The organism is Rhizobium ruizarguesonis (assembly GCF_012349115.1).
In the GTDB taxonomy this organism is placed as follows: Bacteria; Pseudomonadota; Alphaproteobacteria; order Rhizobiales; family Rhizobiaceae; genus Rhizobium; species Rhizobium ruizarguesonis.
In genome coordinates this window covers 88,156-112,493 of record NZ_PQIG01000046.1, presented here as the reverse complement: position 1 = coordinate 112,493, position 24,338 = coordinate 88,156, and the positions used below count along the sequence as shown (strand labels likewise).

Annotated in this window: 23 protein-coding genes; 13 read left to right on the top strand and 10 right to left on the bottom strand. The window is 60.4% G+C overall.

Annotation, left to right across the window (positions count from 1 at the left end):
- Window positions 1-60: 60 nt before the first annotated feature.
- Window positions 61-327 carry a DUF982 domain-containing protein gene (locus C3Y91_RS05855; RefSeq protein WP_024319975.1) on the bottom strand — a complete coding sequence of 89 codons (267 nt, stop codon included), beginning with the start codon at window positions 325-327 and terminating at the stop codon, window positions 61-63.
- Between the two features lie 399 nt (window positions 328-726).
- Between C3Y91_RS05855 and C3Y91_RS05850 the strand changes: the two genes are divergently transcribed.
- The 3 genes from C3Y91_RS05850 to C3Y91_RS05840 all read left to right on the top strand — a co-directional run bounded on the left by C3Y91_RS05850 (window position 727) and on the right by C3Y91_RS05840 (window position 3,626).
- Window positions 727-1,278, top strand: a complete 552-nt coding sequence (locus C3Y91_RS05850) for a GrpB family protein (RefSeq protein ID WP_245493632.1) — start codon at window positions 727-729, stop codon at window positions 1,276-1,278.
- Window positions 1,279-1,329: 51 nt separating this feature from the next.
- Window positions 1,330-1,935: a nucleotidyltransferase family protein gene (locus C3Y91_RS05845; RefSeq protein WP_024319977.1), complete on the top strand. Its 606-nt coding sequence runs from the start codon at window positions 1,330-1,332 to the stop codon at window positions 1,933-1,935.
- Between the two features lie 1,496 nt (window positions 1,936-3,431).
- The gene (locus C3Y91_RS05840) at window positions 3,432-3,626 is read left to right on the top strand and encodes a hypothetical protein (protein WP_003577126.1); all 195 of its coding nucleotides are present in this window, start codon (window positions 3,432-3,434) and stop codon (window positions 3,624-3,626) included.
- 285 nt (window positions 3,627-3,911) lie between these two features.
- Here the strand turns inward: C3Y91_RS05840 and C3Y91_RS05835 are convergent, their stop codons facing one another.
- Window positions 3,912-4,151: a hypothetical protein gene (locus C3Y91_RS05835; RefSeq protein WP_064246549.1), complete on the bottom strand. Its 240-nt coding sequence runs from the start codon at window positions 4,149-4,151 to the stop codon at window positions 3,912-3,914.
- Window positions 4,152-4,360: 209 nt separating this feature from the next.
- Between C3Y91_RS05835 and C3Y91_RS05830 the strand changes: the two genes are divergently transcribed.
- The 9 genes from C3Y91_RS05830 (at window position 4,361) to pepT (ending at window position 13,863) form a co-directional block, all read left to right on the top strand.
- The gene (locus C3Y91_RS05830) at window positions 4,361-4,921 is read left to right on the top strand and encodes a hypothetical protein (RefSeq protein WP_024319980.1); all 561 of its coding nucleotides are present in this window, start codon (window positions 4,361-4,363) and stop codon (window positions 4,919-4,921) included.
- Window positions 4,922-5,581: 660 nt separating this feature from the next.
- The gene (locus tag C3Y91_RS05825) at window positions 5,582-6,304 is read left to right on the top strand and encodes a FadR/GntR family transcriptional regulator (protein ID WP_018071088.1); all 723 of its coding nucleotides are present in this window, start codon (window positions 5,582-5,584) and stop codon (window positions 6,302-6,304) included.
- A complete protein-coding gene (locus C3Y91_RS05820) occupies window positions 6,301-7,473 on the top strand; it encodes a PLP-dependent transferase (protein ID WP_024319981.1) in 1,173 nt (390 codons plus the stop codon). Before C3Y91_RS05825 ends, C3Y91_RS05820 begins: the two co-directional genes overlap by 4 nt.
- Window positions 7,474-7,508: 35 nt before the next feature.
- Window positions 7,509-8,768 carry an ABC transporter substrate-binding protein gene (locus C3Y91_RS05815; protein ID WP_018071090.1) on the top strand — a complete coding sequence of 420 codons (1,260 nt, stop codon included), beginning with the start codon at window positions 7,509-7,511 and terminating at the stop codon, window positions 8,766-8,768.
- A 99-nt stretch (window positions 8,769-8,867) separates the two neighbouring features.
- Window positions 8,868-9,803, top strand: coding sequence for a carbohydrate ABC transporter permease (locus C3Y91_RS05810; RefSeq protein WP_130666294.1), 936 nt, complete (start codon window positions 8,868-8,870; stop codon window positions 9,801-9,803).
- A 4-nt stretch (window positions 9,804-9,807) separates the two neighbouring features.
- Window positions 9,808-10,638, top strand: coding sequence for a carbohydrate ABC transporter permease (locus C3Y91_RS05805; protein ID WP_018071092.1), 831 nt, complete (start codon window positions 9,808-9,810; stop codon window positions 10,636-10,638).
- A gap of 4 nt (window positions 10,639-10,642) precedes the next feature.
- Entirely contained in the window at window positions 10,643-11,701 is a 1,059-nt protein-coding gene (locus C3Y91_RS05800) for an ABC transporter ATP-binding protein (RefSeq protein ID WP_168575142.1), read from the top strand.
- A 72-nt stretch (window positions 11,702-11,773) separates the two neighbouring features.
- A complete protein-coding gene (locus C3Y91_RS05795; protein ID WP_024319983.1) occupies window positions 11,774-12,526 on the top strand; it encodes a metallophosphoesterase in 753 nt (250 codons plus the stop codon).
- A gap of 104 nt (window positions 12,527-12,630) precedes the next feature.
- Complete coding sequence (gene pepT / locus C3Y91_RS05790) at window positions 12,631-13,863, top strand: peptidase T (protein ID WP_130666295.1); 1,233 nt, start codon at window positions 12,631-12,633, stop codon at window positions 13,861-13,863.
- Window positions 13,864-14,009: 146 nt separating this feature from the next.
- Here the strand turns inward: pepT and C3Y91_RS05785 are convergent, their stop codons facing one another.
- From C3Y91_RS05785 to C3Y91_RS05765, 5 genes are all read right to left on the bottom strand, one after another.
- On the bottom strand, window positions 14,010-14,846 hold the full coding sequence (locus tag C3Y91_RS05785; RefSeq protein ID WP_018071096.1) for a cell wall hydrolase: 837 nt from the start codon (window positions 14,844-14,846) through the stop codon (window positions 14,010-14,012).
- 266 nt (window positions 14,847-15,112) lie between these two features.
- On the bottom strand, window positions 15,113-16,153 hold the full coding sequence (locus C3Y91_RS05780; RefSeq protein ID WP_024319985.1) for a sulfate/molybdate ABC transporter ATP-binding protein: 1,041 nt from the start codon (window positions 16,151-16,153) through the stop codon (window positions 15,113-15,115).
- Window positions 16,154-16,163: 10 nt separating this feature from the next.
- Window positions 16,164-17,036, bottom strand: coding sequence for a sulfate ABC transporter permease subunit CysW (gene cysW, locus C3Y91_RS05775; protein ID WP_024319986.1), 873 nt, complete (start codon window positions 17,034-17,036; stop codon window positions 16,164-16,166).
- Window positions 17,026-17,883, bottom strand: coding sequence for a sulfate ABC transporter permease subunit CysT (gene cysT / locus C3Y91_RS05770; protein WP_018071099.1), 858 nt, complete (start codon window positions 17,881-17,883; stop codon window positions 17,026-17,028). Before cysT ends, cysW begins: the two co-directional genes overlap by 11 nt.
- Before the next feature lie 8 nt (window positions 17,884-17,891).
- Window positions 17,892-18,917, bottom strand: coding sequence for a sulfate ABC transporter substrate-binding protein (locus C3Y91_RS05765; RefSeq protein WP_168575141.1), 1,026 nt, complete (start codon window positions 18,915-18,917; stop codon window positions 17,892-17,894).
- A gap of 363 nt (window positions 18,918-19,280) precedes the next feature.
- On the opposite strand from C3Y91_RS05765, the gene C3Y91_RS05760 reads away from it, so the two are divergent.
- Window positions 19,281-20,297, top strand: coding sequence for a porin (locus tag C3Y91_RS05760; protein ID WP_168575140.1), 1,017 nt, complete (start codon window positions 19,281-19,283; stop codon window positions 20,295-20,297).
- 68 nt (window positions 20,298-20,365) lie between these two features.
- Here the strand turns inward: C3Y91_RS05760 and C3Y91_RS05755 are convergent, their stop codons facing one another.
- From C3Y91_RS05755 to C3Y91_RS05745, 3 genes are read right to left on the bottom strand one after another with little or no spacing between them, the layout of a single operon-like run.
- Window positions 20,366-20,821, bottom strand: a complete 456-nt coding sequence (locus C3Y91_RS05755; RefSeq protein ID WP_168575139.1) for a PTS sugar transporter subunit IIA — start codon at window positions 20,819-20,821, stop codon at window positions 20,366-20,368.
- Between the two features lie 57 nt (window positions 20,822-20,878).
- Window positions 20,879-21,571 carry a response regulator transcription factor gene (locus C3Y91_RS05750; RefSeq protein WP_075225511.1) on the bottom strand — a complete coding sequence of 231 codons (693 nt, stop codon included), beginning with the start codon at window positions 21,569-21,571 and terminating at the stop codon, window positions 20,879-20,881.
- Window positions 21,568-24,276, bottom strand: coding sequence for a DUF4118 domain-containing protein (locus tag C3Y91_RS05745; protein WP_168575138.1), 2,709 nt, complete (start codon window positions 24,274-24,276; stop codon window positions 21,568-21,570). Before C3Y91_RS05745 ends, C3Y91_RS05750 begins: the two co-directional genes overlap by 4 nt.
- Window positions 24,277-24,338 lie beyond the last annotated feature (62 nt).

Below are 24,338 nucleotides of genomic sequence, written 5' to 3'. Positions count from 1 at the left end.
CGACGTTGAGCGTGCCATAGGCATCAATTGGGGCCCTGCACCCGCTACTTTTACTCGTTGTCATCGCTGAACGACAGTCAGCGCGGCGATACCTGCCTCATCGGCCGCACGCAGAAACGCGTCCCAAAATTGCTCCGGAGCGATCTGACCACTGATCACGTCGACGCAAGCCTTCACCGCAGTGACATATTCTTCGCCGTCATCGGAAGGCCAGTCCTTGAGCAGCATATATGCGGCGTCGCGGAGGGTGCGTACGATCCTATGAGCTGGCTGACCGCGCAGAGCCAGCCCAACGGGTGTGAATGCAGACGTTGCGTCCCAGTCCATTGTCGTCGACCTCAGGTCAGGGATCGCTATCCCCGAGGGGTAATATACGCGTGTATTCCAAAATCGTAATTGACGATTGGTTACCCGGAGTGACGGGGTGTGAAGGCATGCCGCTGAAAAGGAGTGGGCGCTCTACGACGTCGAATCGGAGCGCCCCAAGCTGCATCGGGCTCGTCTCAATCTTGGGTGACAGCAAGGCTTGCGTCCGGATGGTTGATGGATCATCGTTGATGCTGCGAGAGACAAATCCGATGTCGAGGAAAGACCTGCGGACCGCTGCCTATGTGGCCGCAGCTTGGTCGATCTCGCGTCGCGACCGTCCGCCTCTTTGAACCCGAGCCAACAAAGTTTTTGGCACGACCATTGGTTAGCCGTTCTATTGTATCGTTGAAGCAGCCAGTGAAATCGAATGAGCCGATCGAGATATGTGACTGGTCTGCCGAATGGGCGGAGAAATTCCGCGTGATGGCGGCCGTGATCCGCACCGCGCTCGGTGCTCGCGCGAAGCGCATCGATCATATCGGATCGACTGCCATTAACGGCCTCGCGGCCAAGCCGATCATCGACATTCAAGTATCGGTCGTTGACTTTGACCCTTTGGACAGCCTGATCGAACCCTTGAAAGCCATTGGTTATGTTTGGCGATCTTCCAATCCGGAGCTGGCAAAGCGATATTTTCGGGAGAGCCCAGGCCAGGAACGGACACATATTCATGTCCGGCGTCTAGGGAGTTGGCACGAGCAGTGGCCGCTGCTGTTTCGAGACTATATGCGCATCCATGTCGAGGAGCACGAACCGTACGTCGACCTGAAGCGCAGACTGGCTCCGCGGTTCCAAAACGACCGGGTGGCTTACACTACAGGCAAAGAGGATCACCTTTGGCAGATTATTCGCCGTGCGGACCGTTGGGCGGCTGCGACCGGGTGGATGTCGCGTGTTTCCGACGCCTAGTCGAGAGAAAAACTTGATTTCCTGAAGCCTTGGCAAACTTCGAGAGATGATATGGAAGAACATCTTCGTTACGCAGATATTGATGACAACCAGCAACGCTCTCGTTTGGCCTCCCTGATATTGCAGGTTCCAGAACTGGTGAAGGTTCTCCGGCACCTGGAGGCGATGAGACTGCCGGACTACCTTGTTGGGGGAGGCGCAATCTACCAGACGGTTTGGAACGCGCTGACAGGACGGCCCCGCTGGTATGGCGTCAAGGATATCGATGTCATCTATTTCGACGATAGCGACCTGTGCTACGAGGCCGAAGACCGTGTTATCCGTGCGGTACTCCCTGTCGCAAGGGACTTGCCGATCCCGATTCAGATCAGAAACCAGGCGCGTGTCCACCTCTGGTTCGAGGAGCGATTTGGTTTTTCGGTGGAGCCACTAACGTGTTCGAAAGACGCTCTCCTTCGATACTCGACAAAGACGCATTCTGTCGCCGTGCGATTGGCGGACGACGACCAATTGCATATCGAAGCCCCCTTCGGTCTAAATGACATGTTTTCATTCCGGGTCGTGCCAAACTATGCATTGGATAACCGAAACACTCACGAGGAGAAGGCTGCGAGGGCAAAAACACTGTGGCCGGAGGTACGCGTCCATCACTGGTGAAGAGACTGAACGATTTCAGCTTGTATTTGAGTCGAGTGTCGTAAGCCTCCGTTGAGGCCGCAGGTTCGGCCGCTTGATCGTTGAGCCTAGTGCGGCTGCCAATTCCACGGAATAATCCACCGGCGGCGGAAGTACATTTGTCGAATGACGGTGGGTTCTCAAGAGGGTTTTCAACCCGGTCGTTATCTCCATCCGATGGGGGCGCGTGAACGAATCTACCCTTTCTCGCGTAAGTGATAACCTTCAGCTAAATTCGAGACGATCAGAATTTCGCTGGAATGCGGACGTATTCGCGCTATGATGAGTCGGTTGGTATTTGGGTGCCAGCTTGGGAGATGTTTACGCTCTCTGCCTCTGTCTGCGGGGGTGGGAATTGGGCCTGCTTTCTGATTTCGCGATTGACATTGACGATCTCGAATTCCTCCAGGAGATACTCGTCGACGCATGCAATGAGCTGAAGATTCCTCCAGACCATCAGGGCTTCGTGGCACGGGTTGTAGACCTGCGCTTCCAAGGTCACTCCCGGGAGGAAATCCTTCGAAGCCTTAGGACGGAGTTCGCGAGTCTCCCTGACCGTGGGCAGAAACATGCCGCCATTAATCCATGAGGACCTTGACGGCGGCGGACCAAGACGCTTCGCGAACTGATCCCAGAGTGCGAGTGGCCGGAGCCGATCATCTAAGGAGGCTGCGCGCAGGGTCTTTGACACTCACAGGGCTCAAGTTGCCCGCCCGTGTCATCGCCAGATAGCTCTTCGACCATGAGGATCGTGGTCTATCTGCGAACCGGTGACGGCAGGTGCGGTCGTCGCGCTCTTACACTCTTCTGCCGACGATGTATTCCAGCACATGTTCCCGCCCTAAGGCACAGGCACGGCGTTTCCTGCCTGCAGTATAACTGCACATTTTATACGTTGAATTTTAAGAATATGTGAGGGGACTGCTTGGCCGCGAAGATTTCCACTTACAGAAGAAGAGCAGTCTACACGTTATTCGGCCGCGATGAGCTGTGTCGAAGATTGTTGTCTACCAGAAGCGCACAAGGGGCGCTTTGAAAGCGGCGGCGGCGAAGTTGAAACCATTTCCCAAATCCGATTGCCGTCCGGACCGTATGCTCTCCGTCGTCGCCTTGGCCTTCGACTATGGGGTCGGACGAACGTACATCATTTATTACTTCGCACCTGCGGTAATTGTCATACGATTCAAAACGCTAAATAATAACAAAAATCAGTTGCTTACTCGAAGTTTCTCGACTACGTTTTTTACAGAAGAGTTCCGAAATAACCGGCCCTCGCCGGCGATACTCAGTGGTCGTTTGACTCGCTTGAGGGAGGATGATGACTTTGTTTGTCGGACTTCGTTTCTTCGCAATGGTGCAGCGAGTGCGTGATCTCGTCTCGATCCGATACCGACCTACGACGGCAATCTGACGCGTCGTAAACCCTTTGTTCCACTTTTCTAAGATGGTGCTCCCGTGTGGCGCGCCCGAGGTTTGTTATGCAAAAGCAAGCTGTCGTATTCAACGGTCAGGAAGTCGGGATCGCGGTCCCTGTCGAAAACCGCCTCAAATTCATCGCTGTCCGCTTCAATGTCATCGACTTGGACAACAGGCTCTTCGACACGGTTACCGAAATCCGGCGCGCCATTACCGAGCATCTCGCGTCCAGCGGTCGTGCGATCACCTCGCACTGACTGTCAGGAGATATTCTTCAACGCCACGGCAGGACTGGGATTGCAGGCTCGTTTATGAAACCCTGCAAAGCTGCCGCTTCACAACGCTGCGCGTTTGCGAGAACTCAAAGGTGAATATCGCGCTTGCCCCACCACCCTCTGCATCCTGATGCTTAGCGCGATGCGGCTTATCGTGCCGTGACGCGATTGTCGTCGAAGTGGAAAGAAGCTCGACCACAATCCCGATCGAGCTTGTGACGTGCCGAGGACCGATATCGGCCCGTTTGGCGTGACTGCGCGGACGGGTTACCGTGGCGGACGCTTCCCAGAGAGCAGTTCCCAAGCACGACGTATCTTCTCGAGCCTGGAGGAAATCCGCTCCTTTGCGGGAGGAATCAACATGCCGTTGCGGAAATCAGCCAGGGCTTGGGCTTCCAACCTGGTCCTATCGCTTGCCCCCTCACGGTCAGCGATCGGCTTGCCGGTCTGGCGATCCATGACCGACCACATCCCGTTCTCAAGTGCTTGTATTTCGAAGCGCTGCATATTGAAGCCCTGGTGTAAGCGTCCACGTCAGCCTGAAATCCCTTTGAAATCAACTGGGGCGGCGGATTGCTTCACACATATTTCGGTGAGATGGTGAACCGCGGGTTACCCGTGGACAAGCCTGGAATGAATCTCCATACCCGTGTCCGCGACGGTGCCAAGGAGGTGTGCTAGGTCCGTGGCGGCAGCTTCTTTCTCAGGAGAATGACATGATCACTCGACGCTCCGCCCTGATAGTATTTGCGAGCGCTGTGTTCTCCGGCGGCGTAGACGCACAGGATCAGGTTACCGACGGCCGGTCTCCAGGGTCGCTTGCCTTCAAGATCACCCAGCTGCCCGTTAAATCGGACACCGATGACCTCGCCTTGATGGCGTCGTATGGTGATGGCGACTACCAAACGAAATTCGCTATCGAACTGCAGAGCGAATCGCGTGGTAGGTTTCTCCATGTTGCAGGCGGCGCGCGACCCACGCATTTCATTTCCGAACTGGGCAAAGCCCTGGAAGCGAGCGATCTTCGCCTTTCAAACGCCAAACAGGACACGCTAGCATTCGATATAGCATTTCTCGGACCACCGACCGTCCGCTCCTCGGGAGGCGGTTTCGGCGGCGGCCCCGGAGACTGGTACACTACCAAGATTTTCTTCGGGGAAGATCAAGCCGAGGTCTACTTTAACTTCAATCTCGTGTCCGGTGAGGCGGAGCTCAGCATCAAGGACGAGAGCTATGGCAACGCTGTCCTCTCCGAACTGTCCAAGGTGATCTGGTAGGGGCAATGCCGATTCAGCGATTTGCGAGGCCAATGCCGGATCCACCACCTAGACGCGGGCTGATGGCATATCGGGAATGGCGGGGGTCAAACCTTCCGCCACCGTGGACAGCAGCCGGGAGACATCGTGGAGTTTGCTGTCGCTCTGCTGCCATCTGGCCACAGTCTTGGCAACTTCTTCCGCACGCTCCATTCGCTCAGACAGAAGCGACAGATCGAGTGTGCCATACTCACCATAAACAATCTGATCCGCCTCAGCCTGTGGGACTTTGCTCGCATTATCTCGTGAGACGCTTTGTGCATCCGCAGCCTCATCTTGATCGAAAGTTCGCGGAATCGTTCTGAGTGATTGTCTGGCCTGCCATGTTTCATCGCGTGGTTTCCTCGTTTCACAGACAATGCTCCACGAGCTTGCAAGAGACGAAACGGCAAAATCCTCACAACGCTCCCGCTGAATTCAACCCCTCCAATCGCCCTTTCAAGGTGCCGAAAACCCTCTTGGCCACGCCAGACCTCCTTTTGGGACACCAACCCCGCGGTCTGGGCCATGCGAGAGCGCCTTACACACTCAAACACGACTTGACGTCTGTCGCTCTTTGAGAAATGCTAAGATGTCAGACCAATTTCGGGGCCTGACTGCCTGATAAGAAAATGGGGAACCATGAAGGCAAATCGTAGCGACAGGCCGGTGATCCGGCCGCTTCCGGTCATGGACCGCGCGCGTCAGGTGACCGATGCACTGGCGGATTATGTGGAGGAAGCGCGGTTGAAGGCGGGCGATCGGCTGCCGGCCGAGCGCGAGCTGATGACAGCCCTTGCCGTCGGCCGCTCGACCATTCGCGAGGCGATCCGCCACTTCCAGGCGCTCGGCGTCATCGAGACGCGCAAGGGCAGCGGCACCTATCTGCTGAAGCCGGTTTCCAGGGCGACGATCCACATGCCGCTGTCGCTCGACACGGTCCATTTGCGCGACGCGCTGCTGCAGACGCTGGAGGTTCGCCGCGGCATCGAATGCGAGGCGGGCATGGTTGCGGCCCGGCGGCGCACGAGCACGGATCTCGTTGTCATCGAGGAAAAGCTGGACGCGATGGAACGGGTGCACTTGGAGAAGGGCACCTCCGGGCCGGAGGATCTTGCCTTCCATCTCGCCGTCTACGACGCCACCCACAATCCGCTGTTTCGCCAGCTTCTCGAACAGATGCGCGAGACCTTCGAACGCTTCTGGGAACATCCGTTCGACCGGCAGGATTTCGCGCGCCGGTCCTTTCCCTTTCACCGCACGCTTTTCAACGCGATCGCTGCCGGGGATCCCGAGGCGGCGCGCGCCGAAACATTGAAAATTCTCGATATCGTCGAGGAAGACATCAAGGAAATGTCCAAATGAGCAACGGCTCTGAACCGTTCGATCTTGCTTCCCTCATCACGGCGCATGACGAAGGCAACTTCGCAGACGCCGTCGTGCCGCCGATTTTCCAGACCTCGCTTTTCACCTTTTCCGATTACGACGACATGATCGCCTCTTATCGCGGCGAGAAGGTGCGGCCGATCTATACGCGCGGCCTGAACCCCACAGTGCGTGCCTTCGAAGAAATGCTCGCCAAGCTCGAAGGGGCGGAGGATGCGTTGGGTTTTGCAAGCGGCATGGCGGCGATCTCGTCGGCGGTCTTAAGCTTCGTAGAGCCGGGCGACCGCATCGTTGCGGTCAAGCACGTCTATCCCGATGCCTTTCGCCTGTTCGGCACTATCCTGAAGCGGATGAAGATCGAGGTGACCTATGTCGACGGGCGCGACGAGGAAGCGGTCGCCAAGGCGCTGCCCGGCGCCAAGCTCTTCTACATGGAAAGCCCGACGAGCTGGGTGATGGAGGCCCATGACGTCGGTGCGCTCGCGGCACTCGCCAGGCAACACGGCATCGTCTCGATGATCGACAACAGCTGGGCGAGCCCGTTCTTCCAGCGGCCACTGACGCTCGGCGTCGATCTCGTCATCCATTCGGCCTCGAAATATCTCGGCGGCCACAGCGATGTGGTGGCGGGCGTCATCGCCGGCTCGAAGGCGATGATCGCGCGCGTCAAGGCCGAGGCCTATCCCTATCTCGGCGGCAAGCTTTCGCCGTTCGACGCCTGGCTGCTGATCCGCGGGTTGCGCACGCTGCCGCTGCGCATGCGAGCCCACGAGACATCGGCGCTGGAAATCGCCAGGCGCCTGCAGAAGCTCGACGTGGTGGAGACAGTCTGCCATCCGGGGCTTACCAACCGCTTGCCCGCCGGGCTCAACGGCACCTCGGGCCTGTTTTCCTTCATATTCCGCGAAGGCGTCGATATCCGAACCTTCGCCGATCACCTCAAGCTCTTCAAACTGGGTGTAAGCTGGGGTGGACATGAAAGCCTGATCGTACCGGGCGAGGTGGTGCTCCAGCAGAAGGCACAGCCAAATTCCGCACATGCCTTCGGCATCCATGCGCGATCCGTACGTCTCCATGTCGGCCTCGAAGGAACCGAGGCCCTGTGGAGAGACATGGAGGAGGCGCTCGCCGCCGCCTCACAATCCTGAAACCCGAGAGAAACCTAATAAGGGGGAACTGAGCCATGAAAAAACTAATAATCTCGACGCTCTTTGCTTCGATGATGGCGGGTACGGCCTTTGCCGATACGACGCTCAAGCTTGTCGAAGTCATCACCAGCCCGGAGCGCACCGAAACGCTGAAATCGATCGTCGGCAAGTTCGAAGCCGCCAATCCCGGCACCAAGGTCGACATCATCTCGCTGCCCTGGAACGAAGCGTTCCAGAAGTTCGCGACCATGGTGTCGGCCGGCGACGTGCCCGATGTGATGGAAATGCCCGATACCTGGCTGTCGCTCTATGCCAATAACGGCATGCTCGAGAGCTTGGAGCCCTACCTCGAAAAGTGGGAACACACCAAGGAGCTGACGCCGCGCGCGCTCGAGCTCGGCCGCGACGTCAAGAATACCGCCTATATGCTGCCCTACGGCTTCTATCTCAGGGCGATGTTCTACAACAAGAAGCTGCTTTCGGAAGCCGGCGTCGCCGCGCCGCCGAAGACGTTGGAAGAATTTACCGCCGCTTCGGAGAAGGTTTCCAAACTGTCCGGCAAATACGGCTATTGCATGCGTGGCGGCCCGGGCGGCCTCAATGGCTGGATGATCTTTGCCGCCTCGATGGCCGGCTCGAACAAGTATTTCAACGATGACGGCACCTCGACGATGAACAGCCCCGGCTGGGCCAAGGGCATCGAATGGATGGTCGATCTCTACAAGAAGGGCTATGCGCCAAAGGACAGCGTCAACTGGGGCTTCAACGAAGTCGTCGCCGGCTTCTATTCCGGCACCTGCGCTTTCCTCGACCAGGATCCCGATGCGCTGATCGCCATCGCCGAACGCATGAACAAGGACGATTTCGGCGTCATGCCGCTGCCGAAGGGCCCTGACGGCAAGTCCTTCCCGACGATCGGCTATGGCGGTTGGTCGATGTTCACGACAAGCGGCAACAAGGATCTCTCCTGGAAGCTGATTGCCACCCTCGAAGGGCCGGAAGGCAATATCGAGTGGAACAAGCGCATCGGCGCCCTGCCGGCCTATACGGCGGCCGAGAAGGATCCTTTCTATGCCGGTGACCAGTTCAAGGGCTGGTTCGAGGAACTGGCGGACCCGAACACGGTACCGACCGTCATGCCGACCTACCTCGAGGAATTCGCCTTCTTCAAGGATTCGCTGGCGATCAAGACCTCGCAGCAGGCATTGCTCGGCGATATCTCGGCAAAGGATCTGGCCGACCAGTGGGCGGACTACCTCACCAAGGCACAGCAGAAGTTCCTCGCCAAGAAATAAGCAACGGACTGACGGCGGCGGCTCTTCGAGACGGGGCCGCCGTCGCTTCTTGGATGACACAGACGGCGCATGAACGCCGCGAATGGGAACTTCTGGCCGATGACCATTTCCGCCGATACGCTCGACATGCGTCGCGACCGCAGGACATGGCTGCGTCGCGTTGCCGATGCTTCGGAGCCCTACCTCTATAGCGCGCCGTCGCTGATCCTGATCATTGCGGTCATGCTGGTGCCGCTGACGGTCGGCATCTCCTACGCCTTCCGCGATATCCAGCTGCTCAATCCGTTTTCCGGCGGCTTCATCGGGCTCGACCATTTCCGCGAGCTTGCCGGCGATGCCGCCTTCTATGGCGCGCTGAGGAACACGCTCTGGTGGACAGGCGCCTCCGTCGTCCTGCAGTTCGTCTTCGGGCTGATCCTGGCGCTGCTGCTCGACAAGCCGTTTAAAGGCAGAGCAATCGCGCAGGCGCTGGTCTTCCTGCCCTGGGCCGTGCCGTCTTTTCTCGCCGGCCTCAACTGGGCCTGGCTGTTCAATCCCGTCATCGGCCCGATCCCGCACTGGCTCTTCGCCCTCGGGCTGATGCATGAGCCGGGCAATATTCTCTCCGATCCCAACTATGCGATGTGGGGGCCGATCGTCGCCAATGTCTGGTGGGGCATTCCCTTCTTCGCGATTACGCTGCTGGCCGCCTTGCAGGCGATCCCGCGCGATCTCTATGAGGCGGCATCGATCGACGGCGCCGGCTGGTTCCAGCGTTTCCGCTCGATCACCCTGCCGTTTCTGGCGCCCACGATCGCCATCACCGTGCTGCTGCGCACCGTGTGGATTTCCAATTTCGCCGATCTCATCGTCGTCATGACCAGTGGCGGGCCGGCCGACCGCACGCAGATCGTCGCCAGCTATATCTTCACGACAGCCTTCAGGCGGCTCGATTTCGGTTATGCCTCGGCGATCGCGCTGGTGCTGCTCGTACTGCTGCTTGCCTATTCGATGCTGATCATCCTGCTCCGGCAGACGTTGCTGAACAAGGATTGAGATCATGAGACGATCCGTCATTCCCACCATCGCACACCGTCTGGCGATCCTCTGCTATATCGCCTTCGCACTCTTTCCGCTGTTCTGGCTGCTCAAGGTCTCGGTGACGCCGAACGACCTGCTCTATAGCGAAGGCGTGCGGATGTGGCCGTCGCGCACGACATGGGATCACTATGCCTTCGTGCTGCGCCACAGCGCCTTTCCGACCTTCTTCAAGAACAGCCTGATCGTCTCGGCCTCGACGGCGGTGACTGTAACGGTCTGCGCTTCGCTGTCGGGATATGCGCTGTCGCGTTTCAACTTCCGGGCAAAATACTGGATCGTCGCCCTGATGCTGCTGACCCAGATGTTCCCGCTGGTCATGCTGGTGGCGCCGATCTTCAAGATCCTCTCGCCTCTGCATCTGACCAACAGCCTGACCGGGCTCGTCATCGTCTACACCGCCTTCAACGTGCCTTTCGCCACCTTCCTGATGCAGTCCTTCTTCGACGGCATTCCGAGGGATCTCGAAGAGGCGGCGAAGATCGACGGGGCGACGCAGTTCACGGCGTTTCGCCAGATCATCCTGCCGCTGACGCTGCCGGGGATTGCCGCCACCCTCGGCTTCGTTTTCACGGCCGCCTGGAGCGAGCTGCTCTTCGCGCTGATGCTGATCAACGGCAATGACGCGGCGACCTTCCCGGTCGGCCTTCTCACTTTCGTTTCGAAATTCTCGGTGGATTTCGGGCAGATGATGGCGGCGGGCGTCATGGCGCTCATTCCGGCCGGCCTCTTCTTCCTGCTCATCCAGCGCTATCTCGTCCAGGGCCTGACGGCCGGCGCGGTCAAGGGTTAAACAAATGGCATCGATCGATATCCGGAATATCCGCAAAGCCTATGGCCATGTGCAGGTGCTGCACGGCGTCGACCTCGAAATCCGGGACGGCGAATTCGTCGTGCTCGTTGGCCCGTCCGGCTGCGGCAAGTCCACGCTGCTGCGCATGATCGCCGGGCTGGAGGAGGTCACATCAGGTGAGATCCGCATCGCCGGCAATAGGGTGAACGAACTGCATCCCAAGGACCGCGATATCGCCATGGTGTTCCAGTCCTATGCGCTTTACCCGCATATGAACGTCGCCGGCAATATGAGCTACAGCCTTAGGCTCCGGAAGGTGGCGAAGGAGAAGATTGCAAGCGCGGTGGCCGCGGCCGCCGCCAAGCTCGGCCTCGATCCTTTGCTCGAACGAAGGCCGAAGGCGCTTTCTGGCGGCCAGCGCCAGCGCGTCGCCATGGGTCGCGCCATCGTGCGCCAGCCGAAGGCCTTCCTGTTCGACGAACCACTGTCCAACCTCGATGCGCGCCTGCGCGAACAGATGCGCGCCGAAATCAAGAAACTGCATGGCGATCTGAAGGCGACCTCGATCTACGTGACCCATGACCAGATCGAGGCAATGACGCTGGCGGACCGGATCGTTGCCATGCATGGCGGGGTGGTCCAGCAGGTCGGCAGTCCCCTGGAACTCTACGACCGCCCCGCCAATCTCTTTGTAGCCGGCTTTATCGGCTCGCCGGGGATGAATTTCCTCGAGGCCAGCTATGATGCCGGCGGCGTGAAGCTGAAGGACGGCACGATCGTGCCGCTTGCAAAGCCTTTGCCGCTTTCAGACGGCGCAAAGGTGACGCTCGGCATCCGGCCGGAGCATGTGCTGATGAGCGACGGCGGGGCGGGGCTTGCGGCGGATGTGGAACTCGTCGAACCCACAGGCTTCGGCATCATCCTGCACCTTGCCCTGCATGGCCTGCCATTCAAGATCTTCACGCTGAACCGCGACGCGCTGAAAGCGGGGCCGAAGGTCAATGTGGCCTTCCCGGCCCAGTATCTGCATGTGTTCGACGCCGAGGGAAAACGCGTCGACTGAATGGTCGGAGGCCGGTAGCCTGACGCTATCGGTTTCGGCATATTGTCTCCAGCAGAGGCGAGGAGGCAGAATATGCTCGTTGCGCAGATATCCGATATCCATGCAGGGCCAGACCTTTCGTCGCTGCGGACGCTGGAGCGGGCGATAGCGTGGCTGAAGACGTTCCGCCCGGATGTGCTTGTTGTCACCGGAGATCTGGTGGACGACGGATGGCGGCACGGCTATCGCCTTGTCGCCGAATGCCTGCGGTCGCTGGGCTGCCCTGTCCACCTGTTGCCGGGCAATGGTGACGATGTGCAATTGATGCGTTCCGAACTTGCCGCCGTCGGCCCATGGATCAATGCGACGGGACCGATGCATTTCCGGACAGCCGTCGATGGGCTGACCCTCTTCGGTGTCGATGTAACCGTCGCCGGTCAGAGCTACGGCGACGTCCTGCCGCATCTGCCGTGGCTGATGAGCGCGCTTGCCGACGTGACGACGCCTGCTCTTCTGTTCATGCATCAGCCGCCATTCAAGATCGGCATCGAGACGCTGGACCAGATCGGATGCAGGAACGGCAGTGCGCTTCTCGGCACCCTGGAGACGATGCACAGGCTGCCGCTGGCGATTCTCTGCGGCCATGTCCACCGACCTGCATTCGGTCGGTTGGGATTCATCCCTGTCCAGACCTGCGGCTCCCTCTGCCCGCCCAATCCGCTTCTGCTGGAAGGCCGTGCGGATCTTTCGGTGATCGATGCTCCGTCCTTCCTCGTGCATGAGGTCAGCGATGGCAGGCTTGTTTCACATGTGGTCTCTGTCCCGGTATCCGACAGAGGTGCATGAAAAGGATTGAACGGTCATTCCTCACGTGCTGCGAGCGGAAAAATCTTTTGCCGCATCGCCCGGGAGGGCTATATCGTCCGTGTGATCTTGCTGGACTGGATGCCATGACCGACACTGTTCTTGACCGCTTTCTCCGTTATGTCGTTATCGACACGCAATCCGACCCTGCCTCGTCGACGCAGCCGACCACCGGCAAGCAGAAGGATCTCGGACGGGTTCTGGTCGATGAGCTGCTGAAGATCGGTCTTGCCGACGCGCATCTCGATGAGCACGGCTATGTCTACGCGACCATTCCGGCCAATAGCGACAAGACGGTGCCGGTCATCTGTTTCTGCTCGCACATGGATACGGCGCCCGATTTCAGCGGCACTGACGTCAAGCCGCAGATCGTCAGGAACTATGCCGGCGGTGACATCAGCCTTCCCGGCGTCACCGGCCGGGTGATCCGCGTCAGCGATCATCCCGAGCTGCAGAACCAGATCGGCAACGACATCGTCACGACCGATGGGACGACATTGCTCGGCGCCGACGACAAGGCGGGACTGGCCGAAATCATGGCCGCGGCTGCGATGCTCGTCGGCAATCCAGATATCAGGCACGGGACGATCAAGATCCTGTTCACGCCCGACGAGGAAGTCGGGCGCGGCGTCAACAAGGTCGACCTGAAGAAACTCGGTGCCGACTTTGCCTATACGATGGACGGCGAGACAGCCGGCCATATCGAGGATGAGACGTTTTCGGCCGACGGCGTCGAGATCAGCATATCAGGCGTGGCGATCCATCCCGGCTTTGCCAAGGACCGCATGGAAAACGCCATCAAGATCGCCGGCGCCATCATCGACCGGCTGCCAAGGGATATTGCCCCCGAGACCACGGAAGGCCAGCAGGGCTTCATCCATCCCACCGGCGTGACCGGTTCGATGGAGAAGGCGTCGCTGAGCTTGATCATCCGTGACTTCACCGACAAGGGTCTCACGGAAAAGGAAACGATGCTCGAAGCCATTGTCAAGGAGGTGATGGCTGTCTATCCCGGCTCGACCTATCGTTTTGAGGTGAAGGAGCAGTATCGCAACATGAAGGTGGTGCTCGATCGTCACCCGGAGATCGTCGACAACGCTATCGAAGCGGTGCGCCGGGCCGGCATGACGCCGGTGCGCGGCAACATCCGCGGCGGCACGGATGGCTCGCGCCTTTCCTTCATGGGATTGCCCTGCCCGAACATTTTCGCCGGCGGTCATGCCTTCCACTCGCCGCTCGAATGGGTGAGCCGCCAGGACATGGAAAAGGCGGTCAAGACGATCGTGGAACTGGCGAGGGTCTGGGAAGAGCGCGCCTAAAGCGCGTCGCGGCAATCCGGATTCATGCGACGCGCTTCAGGTCATTGATTCATGCATGTCGTTATCCCGAAACCGCTTCGCACTTTCGCGTCCGATATTGCGCGGAAACAAAAACATGCTTCCACCACATAACCAGGAAGGGCGGTTTAACCGCCGTTCGCCGGAAGGCTTTCACGCAGCATAACGCTGTCATAGGCGGGGCGGGGAATAGGGATCGCGATGGGCATTCCCGGCTCGGGCTCGACCGATGTTACCGGTGATGTTTCCGGCGCGGTCACCGGCGCCGTTATCCGCATCTGCCCCGTGCTCGCCGTCGCCATGGGATCTGGAGCCGGCAGAGGAACGGGAACTGCCGAGGGTATCAGTGCCTCGAATTGCGGCGGCAGCATGCTTTCGCCGGGCACATAGTTCATCGCCACCTCGTAGGAGGGCAGCGGCGGCGGCGTTTCAAGCATGCCGTTGGAGTCGCGCTTCTCGTAGAAGGCGTTGCCGCCGGCAACCGTCACATAGTGCATGTTGTCGTAGGGGAATTTCAGCCCATCCGTGTGGAAGAACATCGCATCCTTCACCGCAGGATGGCGTGCGCCTTTTACAAGGATTGCATCGGCAGCGCTGGCAAGCTCAGTTTCCGCCTGCGGCTTGACTTCGCGCGTCATCACGCCGGGCGCGAACTGCCTTTTCTGGGCCACGACGCCGCAGATCGATGTGGGATAGGCGCCGGAGGTGAGCCTGTTCATGACGACGGTCCCGACAGCCATGTAGCCGTCTTCGTCCGAATGCTGCGATTCGAAATACATCGCGCGCTGCAGGCACTCGCGGTCTTTGGCCGTATAATTGAACGTGACTTTCGCCGCTTGGCCCTGCTTCGTCTTGGTATTCGCCGCCGTTCCCGCCGGTTTCGATGTCGTTGTGCAGCTTGCTGCTGCCAGTCCTACGAACAAAATCCCGATCAGGGATTTTCCAAAGGAAATCTCCGCCCTCAACGCTAGGTGCCTCCTATGGGATTAGTCCAGCCCTTAATGATTAAGCGAAAACGTTTTACTCGTCATATGACTGAAATACAAACAACCTTAGATAACAAAAACCTTAAGAGACTCTCGCCAAATACGATTCCGGCGGCGAGCCATTGCAAAATTCTTGAGATCGGAATCGATCCAAGGATAAAATTATCCCAGCAATTCAAAGTGTTACAGCGTCTTTTGCGGCTCTCAAAAAGTCGCGGCGCTGTGGGCGGGAGGCCCAATCTCCATCAGCTGCGGAACAGTTTCCAGCGGGTTGGCTTGAAGGCTACCCTGTTGCGGTCAAGCCTTTCAGCTTCGCTCGGCGGCAATTCGATCTCGATATGCGGGCGGTCGTTGCCGATATCCAATTCGATATGGCGGGTGCCTGCCACGCGGCGGCTTGAGACCGGCTGGCCGGCGATACAGTTTTCGGCTGATTCGCAGAGCCTGACATCGTGCGGGCGGAAGTAGAGCTGCGCCGTGCCATCCGGTTCGCCCTCGGCATTGAGGCCGAGCGAGCGGCCTTCGAATCGAATGTCGCCGTCTGATATCTCGACCTGCAGGCAGTTCGACTGGCCGATGAAGCCGAAGACGAAGGGAGAATTCGGATTGTCGTAGACTTGGTCCGGTGTGCCGACCTGTTCGATCGCGCCCTGGCTCATGACCACGACGCGGTCGGCAAGCTCCAGCGCCTCATCCTGGTCGTGGGTGACGAAGACGGTGGTGTGTCCGGTACGGTCGTGGATATCGCGCAGCCATTTGCGCAGATCCTTGCGCACCTGGGCGTCGAGCGCGCCGAAAGGCTCGTCGAGCAGCAGCACGTTCGGCTCCACGGCCATGGCGCGGGCGAGCGCCACGCGCTGGCGCTGGCCGCCGGAAAGCTGGGCCGGGTAGCGTTTTTCGAGACCGGAAAGCTGGACGAGGTCGAGCAGTTCGAGCGCCCGCCTGCGGATATCGGCCTTCGGCGGCCGCCGCGCGCTGTTTCTGACCTTGAGGCCGAAGGAGACGTTTTCGAGCACCGTCATGTAGCGGAAAAGTGCATAATGCTGGAAGACGAAGCCGATATTGCGCTGCTGCACAGTCTTCTTCGAGGCATCCTCGTCGCCGAAGAAGATCAGCCCCTCCGTCGGGCTTTCGAGGCCGGCGATCAGCCGCAGCAATGTCGTTTTGCCGGAGCCCGAAGGGCCGAGCAGTGCGATCAGCTCGCCGGAGCGGATGTCGAGCGAGACATCGTGCAGCGCCGGAAAACGATCGAATTCCTTGCGAATGTTTTGAACGCGTACTTCCATTCCAATTCCTTCAGTGCCGCCGGCTGGCGGCGATTTCCGCGCTATAGCGCATTTCAAGCAGCGTCTTCAAAACAAGAGTCACGAGCGCGAGCAAGGCCAAAAGTGTCGCGACGGCAAAAGCGCCGGTGAAATTATACTCGTTATAGAGAATTTCCACCTGCAGCGGCATGGTGTTCGTCTGGCCGCGGATGTGGCCCGACACCACCGAGACGGCGCCGAATTCGCCCATGGCGCGGGCGTTGCAGAGAAGCACGCCATAGAGCAGGCCCCATTTGATATTCGGCAGCGTCACGTGCCAGAAGGTCTGCCAGCCGCTGGCGCCGAGCGAAAGGGCGGCCTCCTCGTCGGCCGTTCCCTGTTCCTGCATCAGCGGGATCAGCTCGCGGGCGACGAAGGGGAAGGTGACGAACATGGTGGCGAGGATCAACCCCGGGACGGCAAACAGGATCTTGATGTCGTGAGCGCTGAACCACTGGCCGAGCCAGGTATTGGCGCCGAACAGCAGAACGAAGACCAGGCCCGATATGACAGGTGAGACCGAGAAGGGCAGGTCGATCAGCGTCGTCAGGAAAGCCTTGCCCTTGAACTCGAATTTGGCGATCGCCCAGGCGGCGACGACCCCGAAGACGAGGTTAAGAGGCACGCTGACGCCGGCAACGATCAGCGTCAGGCGGATCGCCGAGAAGGTCTCGGCGTCTGCGAGCGCTTCGAAGAAAGGGCCGGCTCCCTTGCGGAAGGCCTCGACGAAGACGGCGGCGAGCGGAAGAAGCAGGATCAGCAGCAGGAAGACCAGCGAGAGGATGATCAAGGTGAAGCGCGCGATCCGGTTTTCGGTGGTCACCGACCGCAGCTTCGCCGGTTGAGCGGTCGCATCAAGCGCCATAGCCGTACCTCCGCCTGCTCCAGCTCTGGATGAGATTGATGACCAGCAGCAGGGCGAACGAGAGGACCAGCATGATCGCCGCAATGCCCGTCGCTGCCGCGTAATTATATTCTTCGAGTTTGATGATGATCAGCAGCGGCGCGATCTCCGATTTGAACGGCAGGTTGCCGGCGATGAAGATGACCGAGCCGTATTCGCCGACGCCGCGGGCAAAGGCGAGCGCGAAGCCGGTGAGCACGGCGGGCGCCAGCCCCGGCAGCAGCACGCGGAAAATCGTCTGGAAGCGGTTGGCGCCGAGCGTTGCCGCGGCCTCCTCCACTTCCTTGTCGATTTCCTCCATGACGGGCTGCACGGTGCGCACCACGAAGGGCAGGCCGACGAAGATCAGCGCCACGACGATACCGGCAGGCGTGAAGGCGATCTTGATGCCGAGCGGCGTCAGGAACTGGCCGATCCAGCCGTTCGGCGCGTAGAGCGTCGCCAGTGCGATGCCGGCAACGGCGGTCGGCAGCGCGAAGGGCAGGTCGACCATGGCATCGATGATGCGCTTGCCGGGGAAACGGTAACGGACCAGCACCCAGGCGAGGACGATGCCGAACACGGCATTGACGATCGCGGCGATGAAGGCGCTGCCGAAGCTGATGCGCAGTGCGTTCAGCGTGCGCTGATCGAGCGCGATCGACCAGAATTTCTCCCAGCCGAGCGCGCTCGACCGGACGGCAAGGCCCGAGAGCGGGATGAGGATCAGTAGGGTGAGCCAGGTCAAGGTAAGGCCGAGCGCCATTCCGAAACCCGGAATGACGCTCGGCCGTTTGAACCGCCACCGCGTGGGGCTATGTGCTTTCATGAAGTCTATTATTGGGCCGGCTTGTAGATTTGGTCAAATACGCCGCCGTCGCCGAAGAATTTAGGCTGTGCGCTCTTCCAGCCGCCGAAGTCGTCGATGGTCGCCAGCGTCAGCTTCGGGAAGCGGGCGATGTCAGCCGGATCGGCAGCTTCCGGCTTGATCGGCCGATAGTAGTGCTTGGCGGCAATCTTCTGGCCTTCGTCCGAATAAAGGTAGTTGAGATAGGCTTCGGCGACCTTGCGCGTGCCCTTCTTGTCCACGTTGCCGTCGACGATGGCCACTGGCGGGTCGGCGCGGATGGAGAAAGCCGGGGTCACGATCTCGAACTGGTCGGGACCGAGCTCTTTGAGCGAAAGATAGGCTTCGTTTTCCCAGGCGAGCAGCACATCGCCGAGGCCGCGCTGGACGAAGGTGGTCGTGGCGCCGCGAGCGCCGGTGTCGAGAACCGGGACGTGCTGAAGCAGCTTGGAAACGTAATCCTGCGCCTTGGCTTCGTCGCCGCCATTCGCCTGCTTGGCCCAGGCCCAGGCGGCAAGGAAGTTCCAGCGGGCGCCGCCCGAGGTCTTCGGGTTCGGGGTGATGACCTGCACGCCGTCCTTGACCAGGTCGCCCCAATCCTTGATGCCCTTCGGATTGCCCTTGCGGACGAGGAATACGATCGTCGACGTATAAGGCGTCGAATTGTTGGGGAACTTGGTCTTCCAGTCGGCCGGGATCTTGCCGGTCGCCTTGGCGATGGCGTCGATATCGCCTTCGAGGGCAAGCGTCACGACGTCGGCGTCGAGGCCGTCGATGACGGAGCGGGCCTGGGCGCCGGAACCGCCATGCGAAGCCTGGATCGTCACCGTTTCACCGCTGTCCTTTTGCCACTTGGCGGCAAAGGCGGCATTGAAATCCTTATATAATTCGCGGGTCGGATCGTAGGAAACGTTAAGCAGCGTCTGATCCGCGAATGCCGGAGCAATGCTTCCGATCGCGAAGCTGCCTGCCATGACCGCCGCCGCGAGGAGCCGGGTGAGCCGTTGTGTCTGCATGGGGAACCCTCCTGTTTTCTGTCTTAACTCTATCAAGTCAGTCGTATAATGAAACAAAGGTTCTTCCGGTTCCGGCATGGCTGTTAGAATGCCATTCCATTTAACAGCCAATTTGGAAATGGACGTGCCGAAGTTGGCCGCGGCCAATTGGCCGCCATGCCGTACCGCCACAGAGTAGTCGTGTTTTTTTGGCCACAGTTCCTCCACGAAAACGACATGGTACTGCTGATTTTTGCCAAGATTTTGCCGCGATGGCACTTGCGGATTCCTATATGGCCTCCGTTGCGGTCGTATTCGCCGACCCAACGCGGGGGCAACCCTTGAAGTGCGCCTCGCATTCCAAACCTGTTAAGGGCCATTCAAATGAATATCAGGACTATCCTTTTTGCCTCCGTTGCCGCCCTTGCCGCGGCCTCCGGAGCCCACGCAGCCGACGCCATCGTGGCGGCGGAACCCGAGCCCGTGGAATATGTTCGCGTTTGCGACGCCTACGGTACCGGCTATTTTTATATTCCGGGGACGGAAACATGCCTTTCGATCGGCGGTTACATTCGTACCGAAGTGCGTTTCGGTGACCATATTTCCGGCGACTCCGACGTAGACTTCTGGACTCGCGGTCAGGTCACCTTCCAGGCCAAGAACGACACCGAGTACGGCACGCTCACCGGCGTCATCACGTTGCGTTACAATGTCGACGATGCCTCCGACCAGGAAGCATTGCTGGATGAGGGCTACATCGATATCGCCGGTTTCCGCGTCGGTATGCTGTATAGCTGGTGGGACGACGACATGAGCGGCGAGACCGATACGCTCGCCAGCAACGAGACGAACCACAACTCGATCCGTTATCAGTACGAGAATGGCGCTTTCGCAGCCGGCATCTCGGTCGACGAGTTGGAAGAAGCCTACGCCACCAAGCCGGGCGACGGCCCGAACAACTATGGTGTCGCAGGCCAGGTCTCCTACAAGGCCGGCGCCATCAGCGCTTACCTGCTTGCCGGTTATGACACCGACACCAGCGAAGTCGCGGTCCGCGGTATCGTCTATGCCGACATCGGCCCGGGCACGCTCGGCATTGCCGGCGTATGGGCAAGCGGCGCCAACTACTACTACGAAGAGTCCGAATGGACGATCGCAGCAGAGTATGCCTTGAAGATCAACGACAAGTGGAAGGTCACTCCCGGCTTCCAGTACTTCGAAAACATCGCTCTCGAGGCTGACGGCAACGGCTTCACCGGCGGCAGCGCCTATACCACGGGTGTCACCATCGACTACCAGATCGTCGATGATCTGCGTACGAAGCTCAGCGTGCAATATCACGATGAGGACGAAGGCGACGACGACGTGTTCGGCTTCCTGCGCTTCCAGCGCGACTTCTAAGATAGTCTTATTGCAGACGAGTGGGCGCGACCTTCGGGCCGCGCCTTTTTTAATTTAGAACGATGCCCTCACACCCGTGAATCGGCGATGAAATCGGAATGGAATTCGTCGACCGTCCTTGCCTTGCGCATGGCGGCAAGCACACCATCCGATTGCAGCCGCCTGGCGATGGCGGAAAGCACGTTCAGATATTCGCCGCGATTGTTCTCTCCAAAGAGCAGCACGAAGGCGATGTCGGTCGGGATATCGTCGATCGCCTCGAAATCCAGCGGCTGGGCGAAGCGGAGGAGAAGGCCGCGCGGGCTGGTCATGCCGTCGATTGCCGCATGCGGGATGGCGATACCGTTGCCGATGCCGGTGGAGCCGAGCTTCTCACGCGCTTCGAGCGCCTTCAGGATGGTCTGGCCGTCGACGGAGAAAGCCTTGGCCGCCTTGTCGGCGATGGTCTGCAGCGCGCGCCATTTGGTCGGCGCCGACACGCCGATGAAGGTGTGTTCCGGCCGGATGATGTTGGGAAGGTTCATGTCATTCTCGATGCTGTTCGGGCTCGATACTGTTCGGGCAGCGGGAGGGAAGGGAGGTCAGTCCGGTTCCCTGAGCCGGTAGCCGACGCCGGTCTCGGTGGTGATATAGTGCGGCTGGTCCGGAAGCTGCTCGACCTTTTGCCGCAGCTGCCTGATATAGACGCGCAGATACTGCACGTCAGCCGCCGGCCCCCATACCTGCTTTAGAAGAAACTGGTGTGTCAGCACCTTGCCGGCGTGCTGGGCGAGCACGCGCAGGATGTCGTATTCCTTCGGCGACAGCTTTATTTCCTGGCCGTCGATCTTGACGATGCGCTTGACAAGATCGATCGACAGTCCGCCGGTCTGGAAGATCGCCTTTTCGCCCTGCTGCTGCAGGCGGTGGCGCAGCGCCACACGGATGCGGGCGCCGAGCTCGTTGATGCCGAAGGGCTTGGTGACGTAATCGTCGGCCCCGCTTTCCAGCGCCTTGACGATACCGGCCTCGTCGGTGCGGCTGGACAGAATGACGACGGGCATGGAAAGCCCTTCGTCGCGCCACTCCTGCAAGAGGTCATGCCCGGGCGTGTCGGGCAGGCCGAGGTCAAGCACGATGAGATCGGGCATGTCATCGGCGACCGACTGCCGGGCGGCGCTGGCGTTTGGCGCCTCGCGCACCTCGTAGCCCTGCGCGGTCAGGCCGACGCGAAGCAGCTTGCGGATCGGAGGCTCGTCGTCGACGACGAGGATTTTGACGGCTGAACCGGTCATCGGAGTTCATCCAGTTTCGGAATGTCGTTGGGTTTCGGCAGGCGGATGGTGAAGACGGCGCCCGGACGGCCCGTCCGGTTGCCGGCGGTGATCGTGCCGCCCATCGCCTCGATGAAGCCACGGCAGATGGAAAGGCCAAGCCCTGTGCCGGCGCGCACCTGATCGCCCTTGCGCACGCGGTAGAAGGTGTCGAAGACGCGGTTAAGATCGGCCGGCGGAATACCCGGGCCTTCGTCCGAGACCTGCACGACGACGTTGTCGGCATCGGCCCAGCCCTCGATGTGGATGACCGATCCCTCGGGCGCGTATTTCGCCGCATTGTCGAGCAGGTTGAAGATCACCTGCTCGAAGAGCACAGGATCGACGCGCACCATCGGCAGGTCGGCGGGAATGCTCATCTCGGTCTTATGGCCGTCGAGGATCTTTGCGGCACGGCGAAGCGCGCTGCCGACGATATCGCCGGCATAATGCAGCGCGGAGTTCGGCTCCATCGCGCCGGATTCGATCTTGGTCATGTCGAGCAGGTTGGCGATGAAGCGGTTGAGGCGTTCGGATTCGTCGACGACGGTCGACAGCAGATCGCTGCGGTCCTCCTCCGGCATCGAGGCGAAATAGTCGCGCAGCGTGCCGGCGGCGCCGAGGATGGCGGCCAGCGGTGTCTTCAGGTCATGCGAGATCGAAGTCAGCAGGGCTGAGCGCAGCCGGTCGGCTTCGGCCCCAAGCCTTGCCCGGTCGACATCGGCGACGAGCTGGACGCGCTCGATGGCAAGGGCGGCCTGGTCTGCCAGCGCATCGAGCAGCCGCTGCTGCTCCGGCGTCAGCAGCGGCCCGTCGCGGCGGTCGCTGTCGAGGCCGATGACGCCGACGGCGGTGCGCCCGGTTCTGAGCGGCACGTAAAGGCGTTTGGCGCCGGGCAGGGTGTCGGCGCCACGGCCGGCCGCGTGATTGTGTTCCCAGGCCCAGCGGGCGGCGGCGATATCGGCATCGTCGAGCGTGTCGTCGGGCGGATAACCGGCTTTGACCGCAATGGTGCCTTCTTCCGGCAGCAGCAGCACGACGCGGACCTTCAGCATCGAGGCAAGCTGGAAGGCGGTCGCCCAGAGCACGTCGTCGAGCGTGCCGGTGCCGGCGAGCTTTTTCGAGAAGAGATAGAGGTCTTCGGTCGTGCGCGCCCGCTGGCGGGCGGCGGCGGCCTGGCGCTGCACGGTTGCGGTCAGGTTGCTGGCGATGATGGCGACGCCCAGGAAGAAGAACAGGGCAAGCACGCTTTCCGGATCGCTGATCGTCAACGTGTAGCGCGGCGGCAGGAAGAAGAAGTTGAAGGACAGCGCGCTGAGGATGCAGCTGTAAAGGGCCGGCCGCAGGCCGTGGAGGACGGCGGAGGTCAGCACCGCCATCAGGAAGACGAGAGCGAGGTTGCGCACGTCGAGCACCTGGTCGAGCACGACGCTAACGCCGAGCGCGATAGCGACATAGCCGGTTGCCAGCAGGTAGGCCCTGAAATCCAGTGGCGGCGCGGTGACGGCGGCCTTGACGCCGCGCGTGGTGGTGCCGTCCTTCTCATTCCCTGAAATGACGTGGACGCTGATCTCTCCGGCCCTGCGGATCAACTCGTCGGTGATCGAGCGGCTCCACCAGTCGCGCCATGTCGGCTTCTTCGGGGCGCCGATGACGATGTGGGTGACGTTATTGGCGGTGGCGTGACCGACGAGCTCTTCGGCGACCTCGCGGCCGGGAAGGGTGATCGCCTCGCCGCCGAGCTGCTCGGCAAGGCGCAGCGTCGATGCGACCGTGTCACGCTCGGCCTCGCTCAGATTGATCGAGCGGTTGGTCTCGATATAGACGGCGGCCCAGGGCGCGCGCAGGCGCGAGGCCATGCGGGCGGCGTAGCGCACCAATGACGCTGAGCGCGGATGGTGGTCGACCGAGACGAGTACGCGCTCGCTCGCCGCCCAGGGGCCGGATATGGCATGGGCCTGCATATGGGTGAGCAACTGATCGTCGACGCGCTGGGCAGTTTTGCGCAGCGCGAGTTCCCTCAGCGCCGTCAGGTTGCCGGGGGTGAAGTAGTTGGTGAGCGCCCGCTCGGCCGTGCGCGCCATATAGACCTTGCCGTCATGCAGCCGCTTGATCAAATCATCCGGCGTCAGATCGATGATCTCGACGTCGTCGGCAAGGTCGATGATCGAGTCCGGCACCGTCTCGCGCACGCGGATGCGGGTAATCTGTGAAACGACGTCGTTCAGGCTCTCGACATGCTGAATGTTCAGCGTCGTATAGACGTCGACGCCGCGATCGAGCAATTCCTTGACGTCGAGGTAGCGCTTCGGATGGCGGCTGCCCTCGGCATTGGTGTGGGCGAGTTCGTCGACCAGCACGAGATCCGGCCGGCGGGCGAGGATGCCGTCGAGGTCCATTTCCTCGAGCGGCCGGCCCTTGTAGCTGATTTCGACGCGGGGGATGATCTCGAAGCCGGCGACGAGCGCCTCGGTCTCCTTGCGGCCGTGGGTTTCGACGACGCCGATGACGACATCGAGACCATCGGCGATCTTGGCGCGGCCGGAGACGAGCATCTCATAGGTCTTGCCGACACCGGGGGCGGCACCCAGAAAGATCTTCAGACGGCCGCGCGTTTCAGCCCGGGCTTTTTCGAGAAGCGCATCGGGCGAGGGCCTGCCGGCCTGGTCGCGATTGTCGTCTGGCATGCGTATGGTCTTTCTGCAAATGCCTGCCGGGGCGGGCGCTACCGCGGATGGGAATGAACGGG

Excerpts from the sequence above, each read along its gene's own strand:
- C3Y91_RS05765 (WP_168575141.1), bottom strand. The coding sequence starts at position 18,917 with ATGCAGACACAACGGCTCACCCGGCTCCTCGCGGCGGCGGTCATGGCA.
- C3Y91_RS05805 (WP_018071092.1), top strand. The coding sequence starts at position 9,808 with ATGAGACGATCCGTCATTCCCACCATCGCACACCGTCTGGCGATCCTC.
- C3Y91_RS05800 (WP_168575142.1), top strand. The coding sequence starts at position 10,643 with ATGGCATCGATCGATATCCGGAATATCCGCAAAGCCTATGGCCATGTG.
- C3Y91_RS05750 (WP_075225511.1), bottom strand. The coding sequence starts at position 21,571 with ATGACCGGTTCAGCCGTCAAAATCCTCGTCGTCGACGACGAGCCTCCG.
- C3Y91_RS05855 (WP_024319975.1), bottom strand. The coding sequence starts at position 327 with ATGGACTGGGACGCAACGTCTGCATTCACACCCGTTGGGCTGGCTCTG.
- C3Y91_RS05825 (WP_018071088.1), top strand. The coding sequence starts at position 5,582 with ATGAAGGCAAATCGTAGCGACAGGCCGGTGATCCGGCCGCTTCCGGTC.
- C3Y91_RS05755 (WP_168575139.1), bottom strand. The coding sequence starts at position 20,821 with ATGAACCTTCCCAACATCATCCGGCCGGAACACACCTTCATCGGCGTG.
- C3Y91_RS05820 (WP_024319981.1), top strand. The coding sequence starts at position 6,301 with ATGAGCAACGGCTCTGAACCGTTCGATCTTGCTTCCCTCATCACGGCG.
- cysW (WP_024319986.1), bottom strand. The coding sequence starts at position 17,036 with ATGGCGCTTGATGCGACCGCTCAACCGGCGAAGCTGCGGTCGGTGACC.
- C3Y91_RS05810 (WP_130666294.1), top strand. The coding sequence starts at position 8,868 with ATGACCATTTCCGCCGATACGCTCGACATGCGTCGCGACCGCAGGACA.
- C3Y91_RS05840 (WP_003577126.1), top strand. The coding sequence starts at position 3,432 with ATGCAAAAGCAAGCTGTCGTATTCAACGGTCAGGAAGTCGGGATCGCG.
- cysT (WP_018071099.1), bottom strand. The coding sequence starts at position 17,883 with ATGAAAGCACATAGCCCCACGCGGTGGCGGTTCAAACGGCCGAGCGTC.
- C3Y91_RS05830 (WP_024319980.1), top strand. The coding sequence starts at position 4,361 with ATGATCACTCGACGCTCCGCCCTGATAGTATTTGCGAGCGCTGTGTTC.
- C3Y91_RS05835 (WP_064246549.1), bottom strand. The coding sequence starts at position 4,151 with ATGCAGCGCTTCGAAATACAAGCACTTGAGAACGGGATGTGGTCGGTC.
- C3Y91_RS05845 (WP_024319977.1), top strand. The coding sequence starts at position 1,330 with ATGGAAGAACATCTTCGTTACGCAGATATTGATGACAACCAGCAACGC.
- C3Y91_RS05760 (WP_168575140.1), top strand. The coding sequence starts at position 19,281 with ATGAATATCAGGACTATCCTTTTTGCCTCCGTTGCCGCCCTTGCCGCG.
- C3Y91_RS05795 (WP_024319983.1), top strand. The coding sequence starts at position 11,774 with ATGCTCGTTGCGCAGATATCCGATATCCATGCAGGGCCAGACCTTTCG.
- C3Y91_RS05815 (WP_018071090.1), top strand. The coding sequence starts at position 7,509 with ATGAAAAAACTAATAATCTCGACGCTCTTTGCTTCGATGATGGCGGGT.
- C3Y91_RS05745 (WP_168575138.1), bottom strand. The coding sequence starts at position 24,276 with ATGCCAGACGACAATCGCGACCAGGCCGGCAGGCCCTCGCCCGATGCG.
- C3Y91_RS05780 (WP_024319985.1), bottom strand. The coding sequence starts at position 16,153 with ATGGAAGTACGCGTTCAAAACATTCGCAAGGAATTCGATCGTTTTCCG.
- pepT (WP_130666295.1), top strand. The coding sequence starts at position 12,631 with ATGACCGACACTGTTCTTGACCGCTTTCTCCGTTATGTCGTTATCGAC.